Genomic DNA, 20,032 nt, shown 5'->3' with positions numbered 1-20,032 from the left:
ACATGCAATAGAAGGTATAAAAATAAATAACTGGAGGAAGATATGAAAAAGTTTTTGAAGAAAACAGAAGTTAAAAATTATCTAATGATAATGCTAGGGATAACAATACTTGCAATTGGTATAAATGTGTATTATAAGCCACAACAATTGATTACAGGAGGGGTATCGGGCCTTTCAATAGTACTAGAATATGCATTTAAAATACCATTATGGTTAACGAACATAATTGTAAATATACCATTATTCATAATTGGAATAAAGATAAAGGGTACGGAATTTGCAAAGAAGGCTATATTTGGAGCAATATATGTTTCGGTTGCACTTTGGTACACGAGCTTTATTCCACCAGTACAATCAGATTTATTGATATCTAGTGTATTTGGGGGACTATTTGTTGGAACTGGAGTTGGATTAGTATTGAGATCATCAGCATCAACAGGTGGATCCGATTTGCTTGCAATAATAATTAAACACTTTTTGAAAAAGGTGCCTATAAATAAAATAATGATGTGTATAGATGGAGTTATAATAGTTGTAGGGTTATTTGTATTCGGGGTAGAAAAAGCAATGTATGCATTGATATCTATATTTATTGTATCAAAAGTTGTGAATACATTAGTTGAAGGGGTAAATTACTCTAAGGGTGTACATATAATTTCTAGTAAATCTGATGAAATAGCAGAGGTGTTGATGAAACATTTAAATAGAGGAATAACTAGTCTTCAGGGTAAGGGAGTTTATACTGGAGAAAGCAAAGATATACTATTTATAGTTTGTTCAACAGGGGAATTAATTGAACTGCAAAAGCTGGTTAAAAGTGTTGATGATAAGGCATTCATCACAATAACTGATGTTAGAGAAGTTGTGGGAAGAGGATTTTCAGAACCACAACATGATGGGAGTAATTAGGAGTTTAAAATCATAAATTATGAATTATGAATTATAAATTAGGGACATGATAAAAGAAATCTAATTAAAGATTGTGAATTTTTAATTAGATTTTTTATATTTTAGAAGGAATTGAGAATTTAATGAAGAAAGTATAACTTGGGGAATTAAAAATTGAAAATTATAAATGTTAAAATTAGGATTATAAACTTTAAATTTAAGATTATAAACTCTTAATTTTTAATTCTAAATTAAAAAAGGGGTGTTGTGTGTGAATATTAAATTAGAGAATCTTAAAAATGTGCAGGTACATAATAAATTTAATGGTGTTTTTGTATTTGAAAATTCTAAAGAAGTTCAAGGGGATTTCCCATGTGATAAGCTAAACTCTGTTATAGCTTGCTTAAATGAAGCTGGAGATTTTACTGGTAAAAAGGGAGAAGTTTATACAGTAAGTAACATAGAAGATAACACTGTGTTAAAAACAATCCTAGTAGGGCTTGGGGAAAAAAGTTGTTGTAATGTAGATAATGTTAGAAATAATACTTCAAAATTAATAAAGGAAGCTATAAAGCAAAAGATAAGTTCATTAGACATACATATAAAAGGTATGGATTGTTGCTGTAATTTTGGCAAAACAAAGGCAATTACAGAAGCTATAATAATGACTGCTTATAGCTTTAATAAATATAAAAGTGATAAGAAAGATATTTTATTAAAGGACGTAAATATTATATTTCATGAAGAACAGGATTTGAAATCTTTAGAGGGTGCTATTAATGAGGGAACATTGCTTGCAGAGGGAAATTTAATATCAAGAGAATTAGTAAATGAGCCTGCAAATATATTAACACCAGAAACACTTTCTAAAAGAGTTCAACAGTTAGGGCTAGAGTGCGGATTCGAAGTTGAAGTTCATGGTGTTGAAGAAATTGAGAATTTAGGTATGGATGCTTTCTTATCAGTAGGTAAAGGTTCTTCTAATAAACCTAAACTAATAGTTATGAGATATATGGGAAATCCAAGCGAGAAGGATAATATATTAGGGCTAGTAGGAAAAGGGTTAACCTTTGATGCAGGTGGATACTGTTTAAAAACTGCCGGTAGTATGTGGACGATGAAGAGTGATATGGGTGGAGCAGCATCAGTTGTAGGAGCTATGGCAACTATATGTAGAATGAAGCTTAAGAAGAATGTAGTAGCGGTTATAGCAGCTTGTGAAAACCTAATTTCAGGAGATGCATATAGACCAGGAGATATAATCAATACAATGAATGGAAAAACTATAGAAATAATTAATACAGATGCTGAAGGAAGATTAACTTTAGTAGATGCAGTTACTTATATAATAAGAAAAGAAAAAGTAAGTAAGGTATTAGATATAGCTACACTTACAGGAGCAGTAGGAGGAGCTATAGGTAATGCTGCAACAGGAATCGTTAGTAATAATGATGAATTCTATGCAATGCTTGAGGCTGCTTCTAAGGTTTGTGATGAAAAAGTATGGAGATTCCCAAATTTTGATGAATATAAAGAGCTTATAAAAAGTGGGAATGCAGATCTTGTTAACTCTACAGGGCCAGTGGGTGCAGGAGCAATAACAGCAGGATTATTCATTGGTGAATTTGTTGAAGATAAACCTTGGTTACATCTTGATATTGCAGCTACATCTTTCTCTGCTAAAACACCAAATAGGGAGTATTTCTCAAACGGTGCAACTGGAGTAGGAGCTAGACTATTATATGAAATAACAAAACTATATTAAGGGAAATTAATAGTATATAAGTTCAATTAGAAATGTATAATTTAGAATTGAAAATTTAAAGGTTAAAGTGAATAAATACAATAATAAAAACCTGTCCGTAGACAGGTTTTATTATTAATATGAGAGCATAATTTTATCCAGATATATGGATAGAATTATGCTCTTTTAATATATAAATATTAGGATTATAGAATACCTTCATCTTTAAGAACTGCTTCAATTTCTTGAACTTTTTTAGAAAGAGAAATGAAATTTTCTTTTATCATATCATCTGATGCAGAATTACATTTAATATTCTCTTCTAATTTTTCAATAGTAGAAAGAGCTTCATCAATTTCCTTTTGGGCTTGTTTTAAATTACTTTCGTTCATAAAAAATCTCCTTTAGATTTTATTTTAATTTTAGTTATGTCTTAAATGTTATCATTGAGGACACTTAAATTCAACTATAAATATAAATCTTTAATAAAATATATGGAACATTATAAAAGTAAAATAATATAAGTGGCTGATACATATACATTAGTTAGAACTGGATATTTTATTTGGGGTGTAAGGGAGAGTTTATATGATAAATGTAATATGGTTTGTAATTTTATTTATAGGCATAGGGTTTGGGTTATTAACAGGAGATGGAGAGCTTCTATCAAAGACAATAGTATCAACAACTACCTCCACAGTACAATTAGTAATAGAACTTCTTGGAATGATGTGTCTTTGGTGTGGGGTAATGAAAATTGCAGAGAGAAGTGGACTTACAGATAAGCTAGCCAAGCTATTAAAGCCAATACTTAGAAGAGTATTTAAAGAGGCAGGTAAAGATGATAAAGCCTTGGGGGCAATAGTTATGAATTTAACGGCAAATATGTTTGGATTGTCAAATGCAGCAACTCCATTTGGAATAAAAGCTATGGAAGAAATGGATAGAATAAATAGTCACAAAGATGTTGCTAGTAACGACATGGTTCTATTTTTAGTATTAAATGCTGCTTGCATACAATTTGTACCAACTACTGTAGTGTCAATAAGAGCTGCATTTAATTCAGGAAATCCAGGAGCAATAATACTTCCAGCGTTATGTACCACAACAATAGCGTCCATACTGGGGATTGTTCTATGCAAATTCCTACAAAAATATTTTTAAAGGAGAATGATTTATGGGGAATATATTTGATTATATATTAAAAGGGATAATTCCTATAATAATAGGTGGAGTTGTATTATATGGTATTATTGCAAAGGTTAAGGTTTATGAATGTTTTGTAGAAGGAGCAAAGGATGGCATTGGTGTATGTGTAAGGATTTTTCCATATTTATTAGCAATGCTTATAGCTGTAAATTGCTTTAGAGCTTCTGGCGTAATGGATTATCTTATAAATCTAATAAAACCCACAGTAAATGTAGTTGGAATACCTCCAGAAATTGTCCCTTTAATATTTATAAAACCCTTATCAGGAAGTGGAGCAATTGGAGTATTTACGGATATAATTAAAACCCATGGTCCAGATTCATTTTTAGGATTTTTGTCATCAATAATAATGGGTGGTACAGAAACTATATTTTATACCATCACTGTATACTTTGGAGCAGTAGGAATTAAAAAAGTAAGGCATAGTTTGTGGGTAGCATTAATAGTAGATTTCTGTGCGGTGCTCATTGCTGTAAACTTAGCCAAGGCGATTTTTTAATTGAGAATGCAAAATTTAGTTGAGAATACAAAATTAAAACCTGTTGACATTGGAAAGCTATAGTATTATCATTTAATTAATATATAATAAATGCTATGAAGAGAAGAGTACTAAAGGGAATTATCTAAAGAGAGCTAGGTGAGGTGAAAGCTAGCGGTGAGGAAATTTAGGAATATGGTCTTGGAGCAGATTTTCTAAAGTAGAAGTACCTAGGGAAGTAGGGGAGTCACCCGTATATGACAAAGTAATAAAAATCCTTTGGATGGAGTTACTTATTGAGGCATTTATTGAAAAATAAATGCGAAATAGAGTGGTAACACGTATATGACGTCTCTATGTGGAAATATTTCTGCATAGGGGCTTTTTTAATGTGTAGGAAATTATAAAATTTTTCGGATTTGAAATCAAGTAATATTAATGGGTTTAAAAATTCCATGTGACGAACTTGTTGCTACCAAGTGAGTGTGCCCCAAGCTATTTTAGCACTGTTTTTAATTAAAAATTATTATAAATTACAACAATTCTAAGGAGGAATAAACATGACAAAGAAACCATATTACATTACAACTGCCATTGCTTATACATCGGGGAAACCACATATAGGGAATAGTTATGAAATTGTTTTAGCGGATAGTATAGCTCGTTATAAAAGATTAGCAGGATATGATGTTCGCTTTCAAACTGGAACAGATGAACATGGACAAAAGATTGAATTAAAAGCTCAGGAGTGTGGAGTAACACCACAGGAATTTGTAGATAATATTGCAGAAAATATTAAAGATATATGGGACTTAATGAATACATCTTATGATAAATTTGTAAGAACAACCGATAAGTATCACAAAGAGCAAGTTCAAAAGATTTTTAAAAAGTTATATGAAAAGGGCGATATATATAAAGGTCATTATGAAGGAATGTATTGCACACCTTGCGAATCTTTCTTTACGTCAGGTCAGCTTAATGATGGAAAATGTCCAGATTGCGGAAGAGAAGTAGAATCAGCTAAGGAAGAAGCATATTTCTTAAAATTAGGTAACTATACTGAAAGATTAATTAATCATATAAATACTCATCCAGAATTTATTCAACCTGAATCACGTAAGAATGAGATGATGAATAACTTCTTACTTCCAGGTTTACAAGATTTATGTGTATCAAGAACTTCATTCAAATGGGGAATACCTGTTGATTTTGATAATAAACATGTAGTTTATGTTTGGATAGATGCCCTATCAAACTATATCACTGGACTTGGATATGACTTAGATGGAGATCATGCTGAGGACTATACAAAATATTGGCCAGCTGATTTACACTTAATCGGTAAGGATATTTTACGTTTCCATACTATATATTGGCCTATTATGTTAATGGCTTTAGATATTCCATTGCCAAAGCAAATATTTGGTCACCCATGGTTATTACAAGGTGATGGCAAAATGAGTAAATCAAAGGGTAATGTGTTATATGCAGATTATTTAGCAGAAAAATTCGGAGTTGATGCAGTTCGTTACTTTGTTCTTCATGAAATGCCATTTGATAATGACGGAGTGATAACTTTAGAATTAATGGCAGAGAGAATTAATTCAGATTTAGCAAATGCTTTAGGAAATCTTGTTTCAAGGACTGTTACAATGGTAGAAAAATACTTTGATGGTATAATACCAGCACCAGAGGTTAAAGAAGCTGTAGATGAAGAACTTATTTCATTAGCTTTAGACCTTCCTAAGAGAGTAGAAAAGAAAATGGATGCTTTAAGAGTAGCAGATGCCTTAGGTGAAATTTGGACATTAATTAGAAGAACAAATAAGTATATTGATGAAACTACTCCATGGATTCTTGGAAAAGATGAAGCTCAAAAGGGTAGACTGGCTACAGTGTTATATAACTTATGTGAAAGCTTAAGAGTTGTATCTTCACTTCTTGCTCCATTCTTACCAGAGACTAGCGGTAAGATTAATGAGCAATTAAATATAGAGAATATTTCACTTGAAAGCTTAAGTGAATTTAATGGAACTGTTGCAGGAACAAAGGTTAATAGAGGTTCTGTAATATTCCCAAGAATCGATATGGCGGAAATAGCTAAGGAAGCAGAAAGAATGGCAGAAGAGCAAAAGAAAGCCGTGGAAAAGAAAGAGATAACTCCAATAAAAGAAGAAATTACAATAGATGATTTTGATAAAATTGATCTTAGAGTAGTTAAAGTTTTAGCTTGTGAACCTGTGAAAAAAGCTAAGAAACTTTTAAAATTCACTGTAGATTTAGGTGGAGAAACTCGTCAGGTTATTTCAGGAATAGCAATGCATTGTAAACCAGAAGATTTAATTGGTAAAAATGTAGTCCTTGTAGCAAATCTTAAGCCAGTGACTTTAAGAGGTGAATTATCACAAGGAATGATACTTTCAGCAGCAACTGATGATGATTCAAAATTATGTGTAGTAAATCCAGGAGACATTGATTCAGGATCTATAGTAAGATAAGTAAGGCTCAAAATTTTATATTTTGTTAGTTGAGCTGAATGACACTAAGCATAGTTTAAGTGGAATTTCGTTAGAAATTATCAATTCGCGCAAAAAGTAGGCACTCCATTAAGTGGGGTGCCTACTTTAAATTATTTTTAAAATTAATATAAGTCCGGAGGATATATATAAATAAGCTAGAGTGTGATGATGATAATTACCTAAACGATATACATAAAATTCATTACATGTTAATATATAGATATGTAATTAAATTCATGAGGGGGATGTATATGTATAAAAAACTCATAAATAAATTTATAATATTAATATTATTCACTACTATATTTTTAACAAATACTAATAGTGTATATGCATTAAGTATTGATGAATTATATGTTAATGCATATAGAGCTGTAGTTGAAGCCACTCAAACAGGTACACAGGAAAAAGTTACAGCTGCAAGAATAGCAATAAAGCCATTATTAGATGCTTATAATGCAGGGGAAACGTGGTTGGAATCACAAATAGGAACTTTATCAAGTATGGTGGATAAAGTTCAACAAGATTTATTTAATGATTTCTATAGAATAATTTACGAAACAATAGATGGTAAAGTAGTGTTAAAAGAAGTTTTGATTCAGTCAGAAATAGATAGAGCTAGAGAATATGTATTTGCATTCAAAACATATGATGGTAATACAGAATATATAAATACATGGTCTGATGCAGTAGATAGATTTCAACAAAACAAATATGATGTTGCGTATACAGCAGTTTTAAAAGCAAGTGAAACAAAATCGCAATCGGATATAGAGTCTGCAAGGCTATTATTGAATGAATTAGCAACATCTAATAACGGGGATGTTATAAGTTGGGTAAGGATTGTTGAAATTAAGCTTAATTCAATAAGCGGTAATAAAACAGGGTATGTGTACAATACTGACTTTCAATTTGATTTAAATGTAAGAACAGCACCTAATTTAAATGGTGATATAGTTGGAAAGCTATATAATTATAATAGAATTGAAATTTTGGATACTATAGTTGATGCTAGTAATAATGTATGGGATAAGATTATTTATAATGGTAGTTTTGCGTATGTATCAGATGCTTACATACAACAATACACCTCTCCTTCAGATGCTGTAGTTAATATTGCAAAGAATATAACTAAGCAATTTGAAGTTGGAATCTCTAATCAAATTGCAGGAAATTTTGATGGACAAGGCTTATCTTTGGGATATTTCCAATGGTGTATTGGGCAAGGAACCTTACAGCCATTACTTAATAGGATGGATAGGCAATATAATTCTGAAATGAGAGTTGTTTTTGGGTCAAACTATGATACTGTGCATAATATGATACTTGATACATCAGAAAATCAACTTAAATGGGCTAAAAGCATTAATAATTCAACTAATAAAATTGTTGAGCCTTGGTATTCACAGTTTGTTAGTTTAAGTAAGGATAAAAATTTTATTAGTATTGAACAAGATGCAGAAGTTTATATGGTGAAACAAGCTATGATAATATGTGATAAATATAAGTTGAAAACAGTAAGGGGATTTGCTCTTGCTCTTGATATTGTGGTTCAAAATGGAAGTATAAACTCGGAAGCTACAAAAACAATTGATATAGCTATTGCGAAAACACCTAATATGACTGAAAAAAACCTCCTAGGTGTAATTGCAAATGCAGTAGCAGATAGTTCTCCAAATAATACAGAAGATATTCGCTCTAGGAAAATGGCAATAGTTAATGGTAAGGGAATTGTTCATGGTGAAATGCTTAATCTAGATACAAACTATGGGTTAAGTGATGATTGTTGGAGATAAACATTAAAAAAATGAAAACAATGTAATTAGTGTGATGATTTTAGACAATAGCGGTTAATGAAAAAAGCGATGTTAATGAATGAATCATTAAGTTACGCTAAAACCATTTGACTAAATAACAAATAGGTGAGCATAGCAAAATAACTGATTAAGTTATTTTGCTATGCTCCTTTTGAGGTTAAAATATACAGAGCTAAAGAGTTTAGGATTTAGTGTTTAAAATTTTTCGTGAAGATTTTTTTTTACACCTACAAAATAGAATTAGCTACTTTGTAAAAGCTACTCTATTTTTAAAATACACAGGTTTTACTCCACATAAATCACAAAGTAGGAGGGCTTCATTAAAGTTGCTCTTTATTGAGGCTGTATTATGAGAATCAGAACCTAGGGTAACATAATTACCACCTAAATCTTTATATCTACTATATATTATCTTTAAATTATCAAAACCTACTTTGTTCTTAAGCCTTCGAGTATTTATTTCCATAGCAGTATTAGTCTTTATGCAAGCTTTTAATACTTCATCAATATAGTCACTGTATTTATTATAGTAAATTTCACTATCTGTTACAGGAGCATATCTAGAAATATAATCTATGTGACCTAGTGTATCTATATAAGGGTGAGATTCGATGCAACTAACTATTTCTTTAAAATAATTTTCTAAGACTTTGCCATAGGATAAATCTTTATAAACCTCAGGATAACCTATGTCCAGGTTATTAATTGTATGTACAGAACCTATAACCTGGTCAAAATTATAGGCTTCTATAAGTGTCTTATTTTCGTCCTTGAAATCCAAAGACATTCCAAGTTCAATACCAAGAAGCAAATCATCACCTTTAAAATCTTCGTAGGTACTAAAATATTCATCTACATTAAACTTAAAACCAACATCTTCAGGGTAGTTTAAATCCATATGATCTGTAATAACTAATCCAATATTATGATCCTTAGCCACAGAAATAGCATCTTTCAGCTTCATAGTAGAATCCGTAGAAAATGAGGTATGTATATGACTGTCAAAAATCATAAAATTCACCAACCTTTCTTTTTAATTATAAATTATAAATTGAAAAAATACTAATCTAGGCTATAATATATATAAAATAGAGAAAAGAGGGATATAGTATGATTTTTGATTCACATGCACATTATGATGATGAGAGATTTAATGAAGATAGAGATATGGTTTTAAAAGAGATAAGAGAAAATGGTGTAATGGGAGTAATAAATTGTGGTTCAGATTTAAGAGGTTTGGAGATGTCTGTGAAGCTATCAGAGGAGTATGATTTTATATATGCAGCAGCGGGAATTCATCCCGGTAATGCGGATGAGTTTACAGATCAGGTTAAGGAAAGAATATGTGATCTTGCGAGAGATAACAAAATAGTTGCAGTAGGAGAGATTGGGCTTGATTATTATTGGGAGGAAAATCCTTCAAAGGAAGTTCAAAAGGAAGTCTTTAGAAATCAAATGGATATTGCAAGAAAATTTAAATTACCTGTAATAATCCATGATAGAGATGCTCATGGGGATACCTTAGAAATATTAAAGGAGTTTCCAGAGGTTAACGGTGTTGTACACTGCTTTTCAGGTAGTGTGGAATTCGCAAAAGAATGTATAAAACTGGGGTATTATATAGGTGTTACAGGTGTTGTTACCTTCAAAAATTCTAGAGTAATAAGGGAAGTTATCAAAGCTATACCATTAAATAGATTACTACTAGAGACTGATTGTCCATATATGGCACCAACACCATTCAGGGGAAAGCGAAATCAATCTGACTACATAAGTTATATTATAGATGAGATAGCGGCAATTCTAAACATAGAAAAAGAAGATTTGGAAAAAAATTCAATATTAAACACGAAAAACTTGTTTAAAATTTCAAAATAGGATATAATAAAAAACATAAACTTAAAATTAAGGCATTCGTAGAATGGAATTTACCAAAAGTGAGCCTGAAAAAATTTAGAATAATGTAGGTTATAACTTCATATTTATAGTATTAACCTATATTTATCACCTGAAAAGACTGAATAATCAGATTAAAAAGCTATCATTTTTATTTATTATTTAATTATGCATATATGCATTAGATTCAGTCAATTCAACGATTAGAGTGCTAAATTTGACATAAAATATGATCTAATATATAATATCAAAGTACTCTTGTCTGAGGGAGGTAATCTTTATGATAAACAAATTCAAAGATAAATTGAAAACAAATTTTTCAATTTGGCCAAAGACGGTGTTCGTTGTTGTGTTAGTTCTATTAAGTGCCACAGTTACTATTTGGGGGTTGAGGAATACCATTGAAGTAGTAATAGATGGACAAAAAGTAGAAATAATTACATTATCAAAAAATCTTCAAAATATACTTGCAAACAACGGCATAACAGTTGCGGAGAAAGATAAGATCTCTGTAGCGTTAGACAGTAAAGTTAATGATGGTGACATAATTTATATCAATAAAGCAGTAGATGTTAACCTCGTTATAGATGGTAAGAACTTATCAATAGCCTCAGCGGAGCCAACAGTAAAAGCTATGTTGGAAGCTGAGAGTATAGAAGTAGGTCAAGAGGACAAGATAAATCCATCTATAGATGAAATATTAACATCAGGAATGCTTGTGGAGGTTACAAGAGTGAATAGAGAACTTTTAGATGAAGTTCAATCCATTGCTTTTGAAACAGAAACAAGAAATAATTCCGAATTAAAACAAGGCATAGAACAAATTATACAAGAAGGTGCCGACGGAGAAAGAACAATTACAACAGAAGTTGTATATGAGAATGGTAGGGAAGTCAACAGAAGAGTTGTTGAAGAAAAAGTTAGTAAAAATCCTATAAAGAAGATATTGGATATAGGTACTCTAGCAACCATAAGACCATCACGTGGTGATAGTGGAGAAGAATTTGCATATTCAAGTATGATAACATGCACATCCACTGCGTATACTTCCGATAGGGGAGATTCAGGTACTATAACAGCTACTGGAACAACAGTTAGGCGTAATCCAAATGGATATAGCACTGTAGCGGTAGATCCAAGAGTGATTCCATTAGGAACAAAACTTTATATCGAAGGATATGGGCTTGCCATTGCAGAAGACACAGGTGGAGCTATAATCGGGAATAAGGTAGATGTATATGTTAATAGCTATGAAGAGGCGATTAACTGGGGTAGAAAAACCGTTAAGGTTTATATTTTAAAATAGGAGCATAGGCTCCTATTTTTTCTTTGTAAAGAAAATTTGTATAAAAAAATGGTGGCTATGATATAATTAAATTAATGCAAAATTTAAAATTGAGAATTGAAATTAATGTAAAATTTAAAGTTTGAAATTTAAAATGCAAAATTAAGAATGAGTGAAAAACTCCAAAGGAGTTTTCAACAATAATTTATGATTTTAAATTTATAATTTTAAATTATAAATAGTGGAGGAATATATGATTAAAGAAGTAATAGTTGTTGAAGGAAGAGATGATGTAACGGCTGTAAAAAGAGCTGTAGATGCAGAAGTGATATCAGTTAGTGGGTTTGGTATAAATAGTAAAACTATTGAGAAAATTAAGGAAGCAAATAAAAGACAGGGTGTAATTGTTTTAACTGACCCGGATTTTGCGGGAGAAAAAATAAGAAGAATCATAGCTAAAAGGGTTCCAGATATAAAGCATGCATATATAACTCAAAGTGAAGGTCGTAAGGGTGATAATATAGGTGTAGAGAATGCATCACCAGAGACTATAATAAAAGCACTTAATGGAGCTAAATGTCAGGTTAAAGAGCCAAGAACTGAATTTACGATACAAGATATGCATTTCTTTAAATTGACAGCAGATAAAGATGCTAAAAATAGAAGAGATGCCGTAGGTAGAGAATTAGGAATTGGATACAGTAATACAAATCAATTATTAACGAGATTAAATAATTATGGTATATCAAAGGAAGAGTTCATAGAAGCAATGAAAAAGGTAGATAAGGAGAATTAGTATGGATAAATTAAACACTAAAGAGCTTGTAGAAAAATATAATTTTAGATTTACTAAAAGTTTAGGACAGAACTTTTTAATTGATAATACAGTGTTGGATGATATAGTAAATGGAGCAGGAATAACAAAGGATGACTATGTAATAGAGATAGGTCCAGGGGTAGGAACATTAACTAAGGAACTATTACAGAGGGCTAGAAAGGTAACTAGTATAGAATTAGATTCTAAATTAATACCAATATTAGAAGCTGAATTATCTAGTTATGATAATTTTAATTTAGTACATAAGGATGCTTTAAAAGTAGATTATAAGGAGTTAATAGGGGATGAACAAAATGTAAAGGTAGTAGCAAATTTACCTTACTATGTAACTACGCCTATTATTGCTAATCTTTTAAAGGATAATTTAAACATAAAATCTATTACTATAATGATACAAAAAGAAGTTGCAGAGAGGATAAATGGTGAGCCAAGTACTAAGGATTATGGTGCATTTACTCTATTAGCTCAATATTATTGTGATAGTGAAATTATAAGACATGTATCGCCAAAATGCTTTATACCATCACCAAAAGTTGATTCTATAGTTATTAGATTAGATATATTAGATAAACCAAGAGTTGAAGTTAAGGACGAAAAGTTATTCTTTAATATAATAAGACAATCTTTTAATATGAGAAGAAAAACGTTATGGAATAGTATGAAGGGTGTAGGACTAGATAAAGAAACTCAGGAAAGAGCGTTTAGCCAGGCTGGAATTGATCCAGTAAGAAGAGGCGAAACTTTGTCTATACAAGAGTTTGCTAACCTAGCTAATACAATAAAAGAAATTATGTCTAAGTAAGGAATTTTTTTATGAGTATAGCAAAGATAAAAAAATAATAAAATTAATTAGCTCTGCCAATAATAAGTGGCGGAGCTAATTAATTTTATACACTTTTTTTAAAACACAATTAAGGGTTTTATAATTCATTTGAAATCATAAAATTTAAGCTATTAACTATAATTCATACATTATGCAAAAAATAAAAAATTATTCTTCATGTTTTATTATTATAAATCATATATTATAACGTATAAATAAAAATGGAGGTATAGGTATGCCATCTAATAAAAGTTATAATAAATTTTTTATCATATTACAAGAAGACCAGAAAGGTTATGGAGTAGACTCTAAGAAATCACCTTCAGGTTACGCAAAGTTAGAGATGAAAAATGATAAGGCTAAGTCATCATTTTATGCTCAAAATCTTAAGAAGCAAAAAGGTCCGTATTCAATGATTTTGATAGTTAGGGGTAAAAGTGGTAATGAACTAATAAATCTTGGACAGATAAATATAGATGAGGGCGGAAGTGCTGATGTTAGCAATGAATATGATGTTAACAATGTGGCAAACACAAACATAGGTATGGATAAGGTGCAAGGGGCAGCTATTTGTCGTATAAATGCGGATAAAATTAGTTCTGTACTAGTTGGATTTAACTGTGGACAAGAACTAAAAGGGTGGCAAAATTACCCTGTGGCAAAGGATAATAGCAATAAATCTGAAGGAGCAAAGAAACAAGAACCTAAGCCACATGTGGAAGAAAAGAAGGAAATGAAACAAGAGTCTAAGCCACATATGGAAGAAAAGAAGGAAATGAAACAAGAGTCTAAGCCACATATGGAAGAAAAGAAGGAAATGAAACAAGAGTCTAAGTCACATATGGAAGAAAAGAAGGAAATGAAACAAGAGTCTAAGCATCACATGGAAGAAAAGAAGGAAATGAAGCAAGAGTCTAAGCATCACATGGAAGAAAAGGAGGAAATGAAGCAAGAATCCAAGCCGCATGTGGAAGAAAAAAAGGAAGTGGAACAAGAGTCTAAGTATCACATGGAAGAAAAGAAGGAAATGAAGCAAGAATCTAAGCCATACATGGAAGATATAAATCAATATAATGATATAGAATGTCAAAGAGATAATGAATATAATATAGGCAATGAGGATGGCAAATATGTAGAGAATCAGGTTAAGCCTCATGTGATATATGAATTCAATCAGGGGGAGAGTAGTTCTAAAACTACAAATAGAGGTAGTTTTGGAGATGTAAATGAAATATTTGATGAGTATGAGAAAAAAATAGAAAAACTAAAGGGTACAAGGAAAAAATGTGAATGTGACGAGTATGATGATGAAAAAAAACATAAAGAAAAAAAACATAAGAAGAATGATTATACAGATAAAAATTTCCCAGTTGGAAACATGGGTGATTTCTTTAAGGAAGTAGTAAAAGGACTGGAAAAGATAGGGGTTAATGAAAATATTAAGAATTGTTTTTGGTATAAAGCACATGTAAATAAATTAGAAGATATGTATTGTGTTTACGATTATAATAAGTATTCAGTAGTATTTTACCCAATGATATGTTATTACCCATATATATCAAAGCACAAAAATTTCATGGTAGGATATAAATGTAATGATGAAGGACAGCTAAAGTATATTATATATGCAATACCTGGTACAAAGAAACTGTCTGATCAACCTTACGAGGGGAAAACGGGGTTTGTAACCTTTATGCAAGATGAGAATAATCAAGATAAGGGACATTGGTTAATGTATTATGATATAAAAGGTAATACAGTAGTTATTCCAGTTAAAAGATAAAAAATATAAATTCAAAACTCCGAATTTTATTCGGAGTTTATTCTATTTTTTGAAGGGAGCACATAGTATATTAGTAAAAGGAGGGGGAACATATGAAATTAGTAGATGATAATATGAAAAAAATAGGATTAGCAGTTATTTTATTTGGGCTTATGATAGTTATTGTAGGATTTGGGAAGTACTTTGAAGAAAGTTTGAAAATAACAACATTAACTCAAAATAGTATGGTTGAGTTTAATCAATATGAAATTTTAGATGGTGAAATAAAGTATAAGCTACCTATTGAATGGTTGACTACTGTAAAAGAGAATACGGATAACAATGTTTATCTTAATGAATTTGTATCTGGAGACGCAAATACCTATGGATCTATAGAAGTAGTAAAAAGCGAAAATGGAAGTGAAGCTATAATAGATCAATATATTAAAGAAATAACAGAGTTAGGTATAAATGATTTCAAAAGAGATAAAATTAAAATAAATGACAAGGGTGTAGAAGTTGTACAATATGAACTTAGAAGTAGTGAAAAGAATGTTAAAAAAACCTATGAGTATTATATCCCGGTAGATAATTATATGACTAAGGTAACGTTTATAATAAATGATAATAAAACCAAAGAAAATACTCAAAGTATTTTTGAAAATATAGTAAAAACTTTTTCTTTTAAAAAATAGTTTAGTAGTTTGATTTAATAGGTAACAACTATTATAATAAAACAATAAGGCTGTTGAAATAAATTATAAGACATCTAAAAATAAATTATAAGGTATCTGAGAATAAATAATAAGTCAAAGATGCGTAAGTTAAAGTTTCAATATGCTGAAGATAAATAAGAATTCCCAATTGGAGTTTTTAAATTGGAGGATAACAGTGAAAAAAATTAAAAAGGCATTAATAGGAGTATTGTTAATAGTGTGTGCAATGGGTATATCGGCTTGTGGTATAGGCAGCAATAAAGATTTTGAGTATATGAAAGAGCGAACAATCATGAAAGTAACAATACAGAGTACGAGAGATAAAAGTTATAAATTCACAGTTACAGATGAACAAGTAATACAAGATATATATAACATACTTTCAAGTGGAACTATAGTGGAAGAAAAATCTACTATGGATGCTGATTATATCTTAGAAATATATGAAAGTCCTACAGAAATTAGGACGTTTAATTATGTAGCAGGGCTTGATAAAAAAGATGGTGGTAATTTTTATAATGATGATAATAAATACATCATATCGAAGAGACTTGATAACGATATAATTAAAAACTTTGCAAATATAAGGAGACCTATAGATTTTCAACACGTTTATTATACATCCATAATGGGGGTTATTGAAAAATATAACAGTTCATTAGAAACTAAACCAAAGATAGGCCTTAATATAAATAGTGATATAATGTCTTTAAGATTTCAAATTTCCATGGAAATAGAAGCGTTCAAACGCAAGATAGATAAAGTAAACAATGTAGTATTTATGGATGACACTATGAAGGCAGAAGATTTTGATGTAGTAATGAGTGTAAATACACAAGGTTATACATCTAAGAGGTATAAAGCCATAATTGAGATTAAAGGTGGAGTAGGAGAGAAACCTATTAAATATTATGTTAATAACGCCTATGATGACGGAGAATGGGATATTCAAATAAGTGAAGAAATGCCGGATGGATTTTAAGGTGAAATGATTACTATGATTAGATGAAGGTTGCTTAAAGTGAATATGGACTTAAGCTTAATGCTTAGTAGTTTTAGAACTTATCTAGAGTGTGTCAGATTATTATCCCTAACTTAAAATGGGAGTGCTACAGCGGTTAGACATCAGATAAATATAATAATTAAGTAGGGTATCTCAAGATTTTGAGATACCCTACTTAATTTGATTAATTATATTTTATATTGATTAGTTATTTGTATATGGAGCAAGTCGCTTTTTGAGGTTATCAATATTAATAACGGAACATATAGCCATACAAATTATACAATCAGCTAATATAAATGAACCATTATATATTAATGAATATATAGCCGGTGTGAAACCTTTCTCTACAGCATAGCTACCCCAGAATATAATTCCGGCAGTATAGTGAAATATAAACATTCCAAAGAATCCAACGCCAATTGCTAAGTATTTATTGTTTTTAAAGAAACCAGAAATACCAACAGCCATAAAAGGAAGGGTATAGTCAAATAGAACCTGAATAGGATGAAGGATGTATGAAGGTCCTATAACAAAGTTTAATATTCCGTATACAAAGCCTGTAAATATACCGATTGTAGGCCCATATATTAGGGAAAGTAGAATAATGGGAAGCATACCACCTAGAGTGGCACTTCCACCGAAAGGTAATTGAAATAGCTTGAAAAATTCAAGAATTACGCACATTGCAACGGTTAATGCGATGTGTGCAATTAGCCTAGACGTAAATTTAACCTTTTTAACTTTCATAAATACACCTAGTATTATTAGTAATCCTACTAAGGTTGCGATGGTTGTCCAACTTGATAAAATGCCTTTGATATTTTCTAAAATTTCCATTATTAAGTCCTCCTTTAAATTAAGAAGTGCTAAGGACTAATAAAAAAAGTCGAGTTCCGAAGAACGCGACTTAAATAACTAAATATTAACTTTAGCTTATTAATCGCTTCCCTACGCTAGTATTATCTAGTTCAGGTCAAGGGTTAATGAAAAAAATCATCTCTCAGCCGAGGCACCCCTAGCACAAATATATATTACTTAATAGGAGTATATCATGTATATTACTTTATTTCAATATATAGGAATAAAATGGTGGCGCTACACTTTTACTGCTATGATTTCATAGTAGTAATCAAATTAAACTTTTAGATTCAGCTACATATATGGAAAATATTTAGAAAGTAATATAAATAGCAATAATAAAAAAACAGAACCAGAGTATTCAAACTTTGGTTCTGTTTTAGGTGGCGTAGAAATTGAGGTTAGATTTTTGTAACGTTTGCTGCTTGAGGGCCTCTTTCGCCATCTACTATTTCAAACTGAACTTTTTGTCCTTCATCAAGAACTTTATAGCCTTCGCTAGCTATAGCAGAGAAGTGTACAAATACATCTTCATGACCTTCAGCGGACAAGAATCCAAACCCCTTTTCACTATTAAACCATTTTACTGTTCCTTCTACCATATAATCTCCGTTATCGTTTCATCCTTATCAACATACTCAGTTTTGCGTTGCTACTCCTGTTGGTCGTGTACTCCAAGGATCTAATATCTCATTGTTAATGAGATGTAATACGGAATCTCCTTTCAAAATATTTGACCTTATCCAAGTTCCTTAGATAATAATTATATTGTTCTCAAATAAATTGATTTTATACTACTTTATTATACGCTTAGAAATATAATATCTATTACTGTAATAAGCTGAATTGAGATTAGAGACTCTAACTACATCTCCAGGCTTAGGAGCTTGAATGAATAAGTCATTTCCTTTATAGATTCCAACATGTGAGATATCATTTGGATCATCATCATTGGTATTAAAAAATATTATGTCTCCAGGTTGTAAGTCGTTTTTATCAACGGTCTTACCTTGGTGAACCTGATAGTAAGTAGTTCTTTCTAAGGATATTCCAAGTTGCTTGTATACATATTGAACAAGGCCTGAACAGTCAAAGCCAACAGGGGTAAATCCACCCCAAAGATAAGGAACTCCAAGATATTCCTCAGCTTTATTTACAATATCTTGTCCCGTGTAACTACTCTCAATTAGAGGCGTTTCTTTTACAAGAGGATTTGATGGCTGAGATTCATTAGTTACAGTCACATAATCTCCACTGATATAACCTGTGATATTTCCAATTTTAACATTGTACCAACCATTGGAATATGAAATTATAGGGAGCTTATTCCCATATCTAACTACAGTTAATATGCCATAGTTAGTTCCAGCTCCAGCCCTAACATTAAGAGCATCTGCAGTAATGACTGCCACTTTTCCATTTACATTATGATCTGGATCATCAACTGCAGGTGGGGTAACAGTTCCAGAATTAGAATCCGAACCAGAATTAGAATCTGAAGATAAAGTAATATAATCACCGCTTACAAAACCGGTTCCATTACCGTATTTAATTTTATGCCAGCCGTTAGAAGTTGAAAGTATTTCAACAGTAGCATTATTAGCAAGGGAGCCTATTATTTGACTGCTTGTACCAGCATTGGCTCTAACGTTTAAAGCACTAGCGTTAACTGTACCCTTAGTTAATGTAGTTGAATCAGAGTCAGTGTTATCAACTTTTACATATTCTCCAGAAATCCAACCAGAAGTATTATTATAATCAATTTTGTACCATCCATTATTTGATTCAGAAATGTATACCTTAGTATTGTAACTTAAAGATCCTATAATACTGCTTGAAGTATTAGGGTTAGATCTAACATTTAAGGCATCGGCAGTTACTGAACCTGTGAATGAACTTTTAGATGTATATGTAGGTGCCTCAGCAGGGTCTGCAAGGGCAACAGAGTGAATAGAAGTGGAAATTGCAGCACTAGTTGCCAGTGTACATAATATTTTTAAGGTGTTATCTTTCATAAACTATCAGTCCTTTCACTATATAAAATTTGAAGGTAAAATTTTCAATATTAATTAAATTATAAGTCAAAAAAATGTATAAGACAACAAAAAATCTCAAGAAATATAAAATTATCTAAACTAAAAATGTTGAATAGAAGATAGTGATAATCTATAATAGTGATGTTAATAGTTT

18 protein-coding genes, 1 riboswitch and 1 other annotated feature are annotated in these 20,032 nt (G+C 30.9%); of the genes, 13 read left to right on the top strand and 5 right to left on the bottom strand.

What is annotated here, in order from left to right:
- The first annotated feature begins 42 nt into the window (after nt 1-42).
- Together RSA29_RS15280 and RSA29_RS15275 are read left to right on the top strand one after the other, a co-directional pair.
- Entirely contained in the window at nt 43-909 is an 867-nt protein-coding gene (locus tag RSA29_RS15280; RefSeq protein WP_346934016.1) for a YitT family protein, read from the top strand.
- A 250-nt stretch (nt 910-1,159) separates the two neighbouring features.
- A complete protein-coding gene (locus RSA29_RS15275) occupies nt 1,160-2,653 on the top strand; it encodes a leucyl aminopeptidase (protein ID WP_346943989.1) in 1,494 nt (497 codons plus the stop codon).
- Between the two features lie 185 nt (nt 2,654-2,838).
- Here the strand turns inward: RSA29_RS15275 and RSA29_RS15270 are convergent, their stop codons facing one another.
- Nucleotides 2,839-3,024: a hypothetical protein gene (locus tag RSA29_RS15270; RefSeq protein ID WP_346934018.1), complete on the bottom strand. Its 186-nt coding sequence runs from the start codon at nt 3,022-3,024 to the stop codon at nt 2,839-2,841.
- Nucleotides 3,025-3,220: 196 nt separating this feature from the next.
- On the opposite strand from RSA29_RS15270, the gene RSA29_RS15265 reads away from it, so the two are divergent.
- The 4 genes from RSA29_RS15265 to RSA29_RS15250 all read left to right on the top strand — a co-directional run bounded on the left by RSA29_RS15265 (nt 3,221) and on the right by RSA29_RS15250 (nt 8,637).
- Nucleotides 3,221-3,796 (top strand): nucleoside recognition domain-containing protein, encoded by a 576-nt coding sequence (locus tag RSA29_RS15265; protein ID WP_346943990.1) that lies wholly within the window; start codon nt 3,221-3,223, stop codon nt 3,794-3,796.
- A gap of 13 nt (nt 3,797-3,809) precedes the next feature.
- The gene (locus tag RSA29_RS15260) at nt 3,810-4,340 is read left to right on the top strand and encodes a spore maturation protein (RefSeq protein ID WP_346943991.1); all 531 of its coding nucleotides are present in this window, start codon (nt 3,810-3,812) and stop codon (nt 4,338-4,340) included.
- 86 nt (nt 4,341-4,426) lie between these two features.
- Nucleotides 4,427-4,678: a binding site (T-box leader), on the top strand.
- Between the two features lie 201 nt (nt 4,679-4,879).
- Nucleotides 4,880-6,820 carry a methionine--tRNA ligase gene (gene metG / locus RSA29_RS15255; protein WP_346943992.1) on the top strand — a complete coding sequence of 647 codons (1,941 nt, stop codon included), beginning with the start codon at nt 4,880-4,882 and terminating at the stop codon, nt 6,818-6,820.
- Between the two features lie 272 nt (nt 6,821-7,092).
- Entirely contained in the window at nt 7,093-8,637 is a 1,545-nt protein-coding gene (locus RSA29_RS15250; protein WP_346943993.1) for an SH3 domain-containing protein, read from the top strand.
- A gap of 265 nt (nt 8,638-8,902) precedes the next feature.
- Here the strand turns inward: RSA29_RS15250 and RSA29_RS15245 are convergent, their stop codons facing one another.
- Complete coding sequence (locus tag RSA29_RS15245; protein WP_346943994.1) at nt 8,903-9,670, bottom strand: histidinol phosphate phosphatase; 768 nt, start codon at nt 9,668-9,670, stop codon at nt 8,903-8,905.
- A gap of 98 nt (nt 9,671-9,768) precedes the next feature.
- On the opposite strand from RSA29_RS15245, the gene RSA29_RS15240 reads away from it, so the two are divergent.
- From RSA29_RS15240 to RSA29_RS15210, 7 genes are all read left to right on the top strand, one after another.
- Nucleotides 9,769-10,536: a TatD family hydrolase gene (locus tag RSA29_RS15240; RefSeq protein ID WP_346943995.1), complete on the top strand. Its 768-nt coding sequence runs from the start codon at nt 9,769-9,771 to the stop codon at nt 10,534-10,536.
- 298 nt (nt 10,537-10,834) lie between these two features.
- A complete protein-coding gene (locus RSA29_RS15235; RefSeq protein WP_346943996.1) occupies nt 10,835-11,860 on the top strand; it encodes a 3D domain-containing protein in 1,026 nt (341 codons plus the stop codon).
- A 232-nt stretch (nt 11,861-12,092) separates the two neighbouring features.
- Nucleotides 12,093-12,635 carry a ribonuclease M5 gene (gene rnmV, locus RSA29_RS15230; RefSeq protein WP_346943997.1) on the top strand — a complete coding sequence of 181 codons (543 nt, stop codon included), beginning with the start codon at nt 12,093-12,095 and terminating at the stop codon, nt 12,633-12,635.
- Nucleotide 12,636: 1 nt separating this feature from the next.
- A complete protein-coding gene (gene rsmA / locus RSA29_RS15225; protein WP_346943998.1) occupies nt 12,637-13,479 on the top strand; it encodes a 16S rRNA (adenine(1518)-N(6)/adenine(1519)-N(6))-dimethyltransferase RsmA in 843 nt (280 codons plus the stop codon).
- 256 nt (nt 13,480-13,735) lie between these two features.
- Nucleotides 13,736-15,283, top strand: coding sequence for a hypothetical protein (locus RSA29_RS15220; protein ID WP_346943999.1), 1,548 nt, complete (start codon nt 13,736-13,738; stop codon nt 15,281-15,283).
- Between the two features lie 92 nt (nt 15,284-15,375).
- Nucleotides 15,376-15,957 (top strand): hypothetical protein, encoded by a 582-nt coding sequence (locus tag RSA29_RS15215; RefSeq protein ID WP_346944000.1) that lies wholly within the window; start codon nt 15,376-15,378, stop codon nt 15,955-15,957.
- 196 nt (nt 15,958-16,153) lie between these two features.
- The gene (locus RSA29_RS15210) at nt 16,154-16,960 is read left to right on the top strand and encodes a hypothetical protein (RefSeq protein ID WP_346944001.1); all 807 of its coding nucleotides are present in this window, start codon (nt 16,154-16,156) and stop codon (nt 16,958-16,960) included.
- Between the two features lie 225 nt (nt 16,961-17,185).
- On the opposite strand, the gene thiT is transcribed toward RSA29_RS15210, so the two are convergent.
- The 3 genes from thiT to RSA29_RS15195 form a co-directional block, all read right to left on the bottom strand.
- The gene (gene thiT / locus RSA29_RS15205; RefSeq protein ID WP_346944002.1) at nt 17,186-17,821 is read right to left on the bottom strand and encodes an energy-coupled thiamine transporter ThiT; all 636 of its coding nucleotides are present in this window, start codon (nt 17,819-17,821) and stop codon (nt 17,186-17,188) included.
- Between the two features lie 91 nt (nt 17,822-17,912).
- Nucleotides 17,913-18,011, bottom strand: a riboswitch (TPP riboswitch).
- A gap of 232 nt (nt 18,012-18,243) precedes the next feature.
- The gene (locus tag RSA29_RS15200) at nt 18,244-18,444 is read right to left on the bottom strand and encodes a cold-shock protein (RefSeq protein WP_346944003.1); all 201 of its coding nucleotides are present in this window, start codon (nt 18,442-18,444) and stop codon (nt 18,244-18,246) included.
- A 192-nt stretch (nt 18,445-18,636) separates the two neighbouring features.
- Nucleotides 18,637-19,857 carry an SH3 domain-containing protein gene (locus RSA29_RS15195; protein WP_346944004.1) on the bottom strand — a complete coding sequence of 407 codons (1,221 nt, stop codon included), beginning with the start codon at nt 19,855-19,857 and terminating at the stop codon, nt 18,637-18,639.
- Between the last annotated feature and the right edge of the window lie 175 nt (nt 19,858-20,032).

The organism is Clostridium sp. (assembly GCF_036660475.1).
Lineage (GTDB): Bacteria > Bacillota > Clostridia > Clostridiales > Clostridiaceae > Clostridium_J.
Note: the sequence above shows the minus strand (reverse complement) of the source record. Positions and strands in the feature narration are given on the sequence as shown.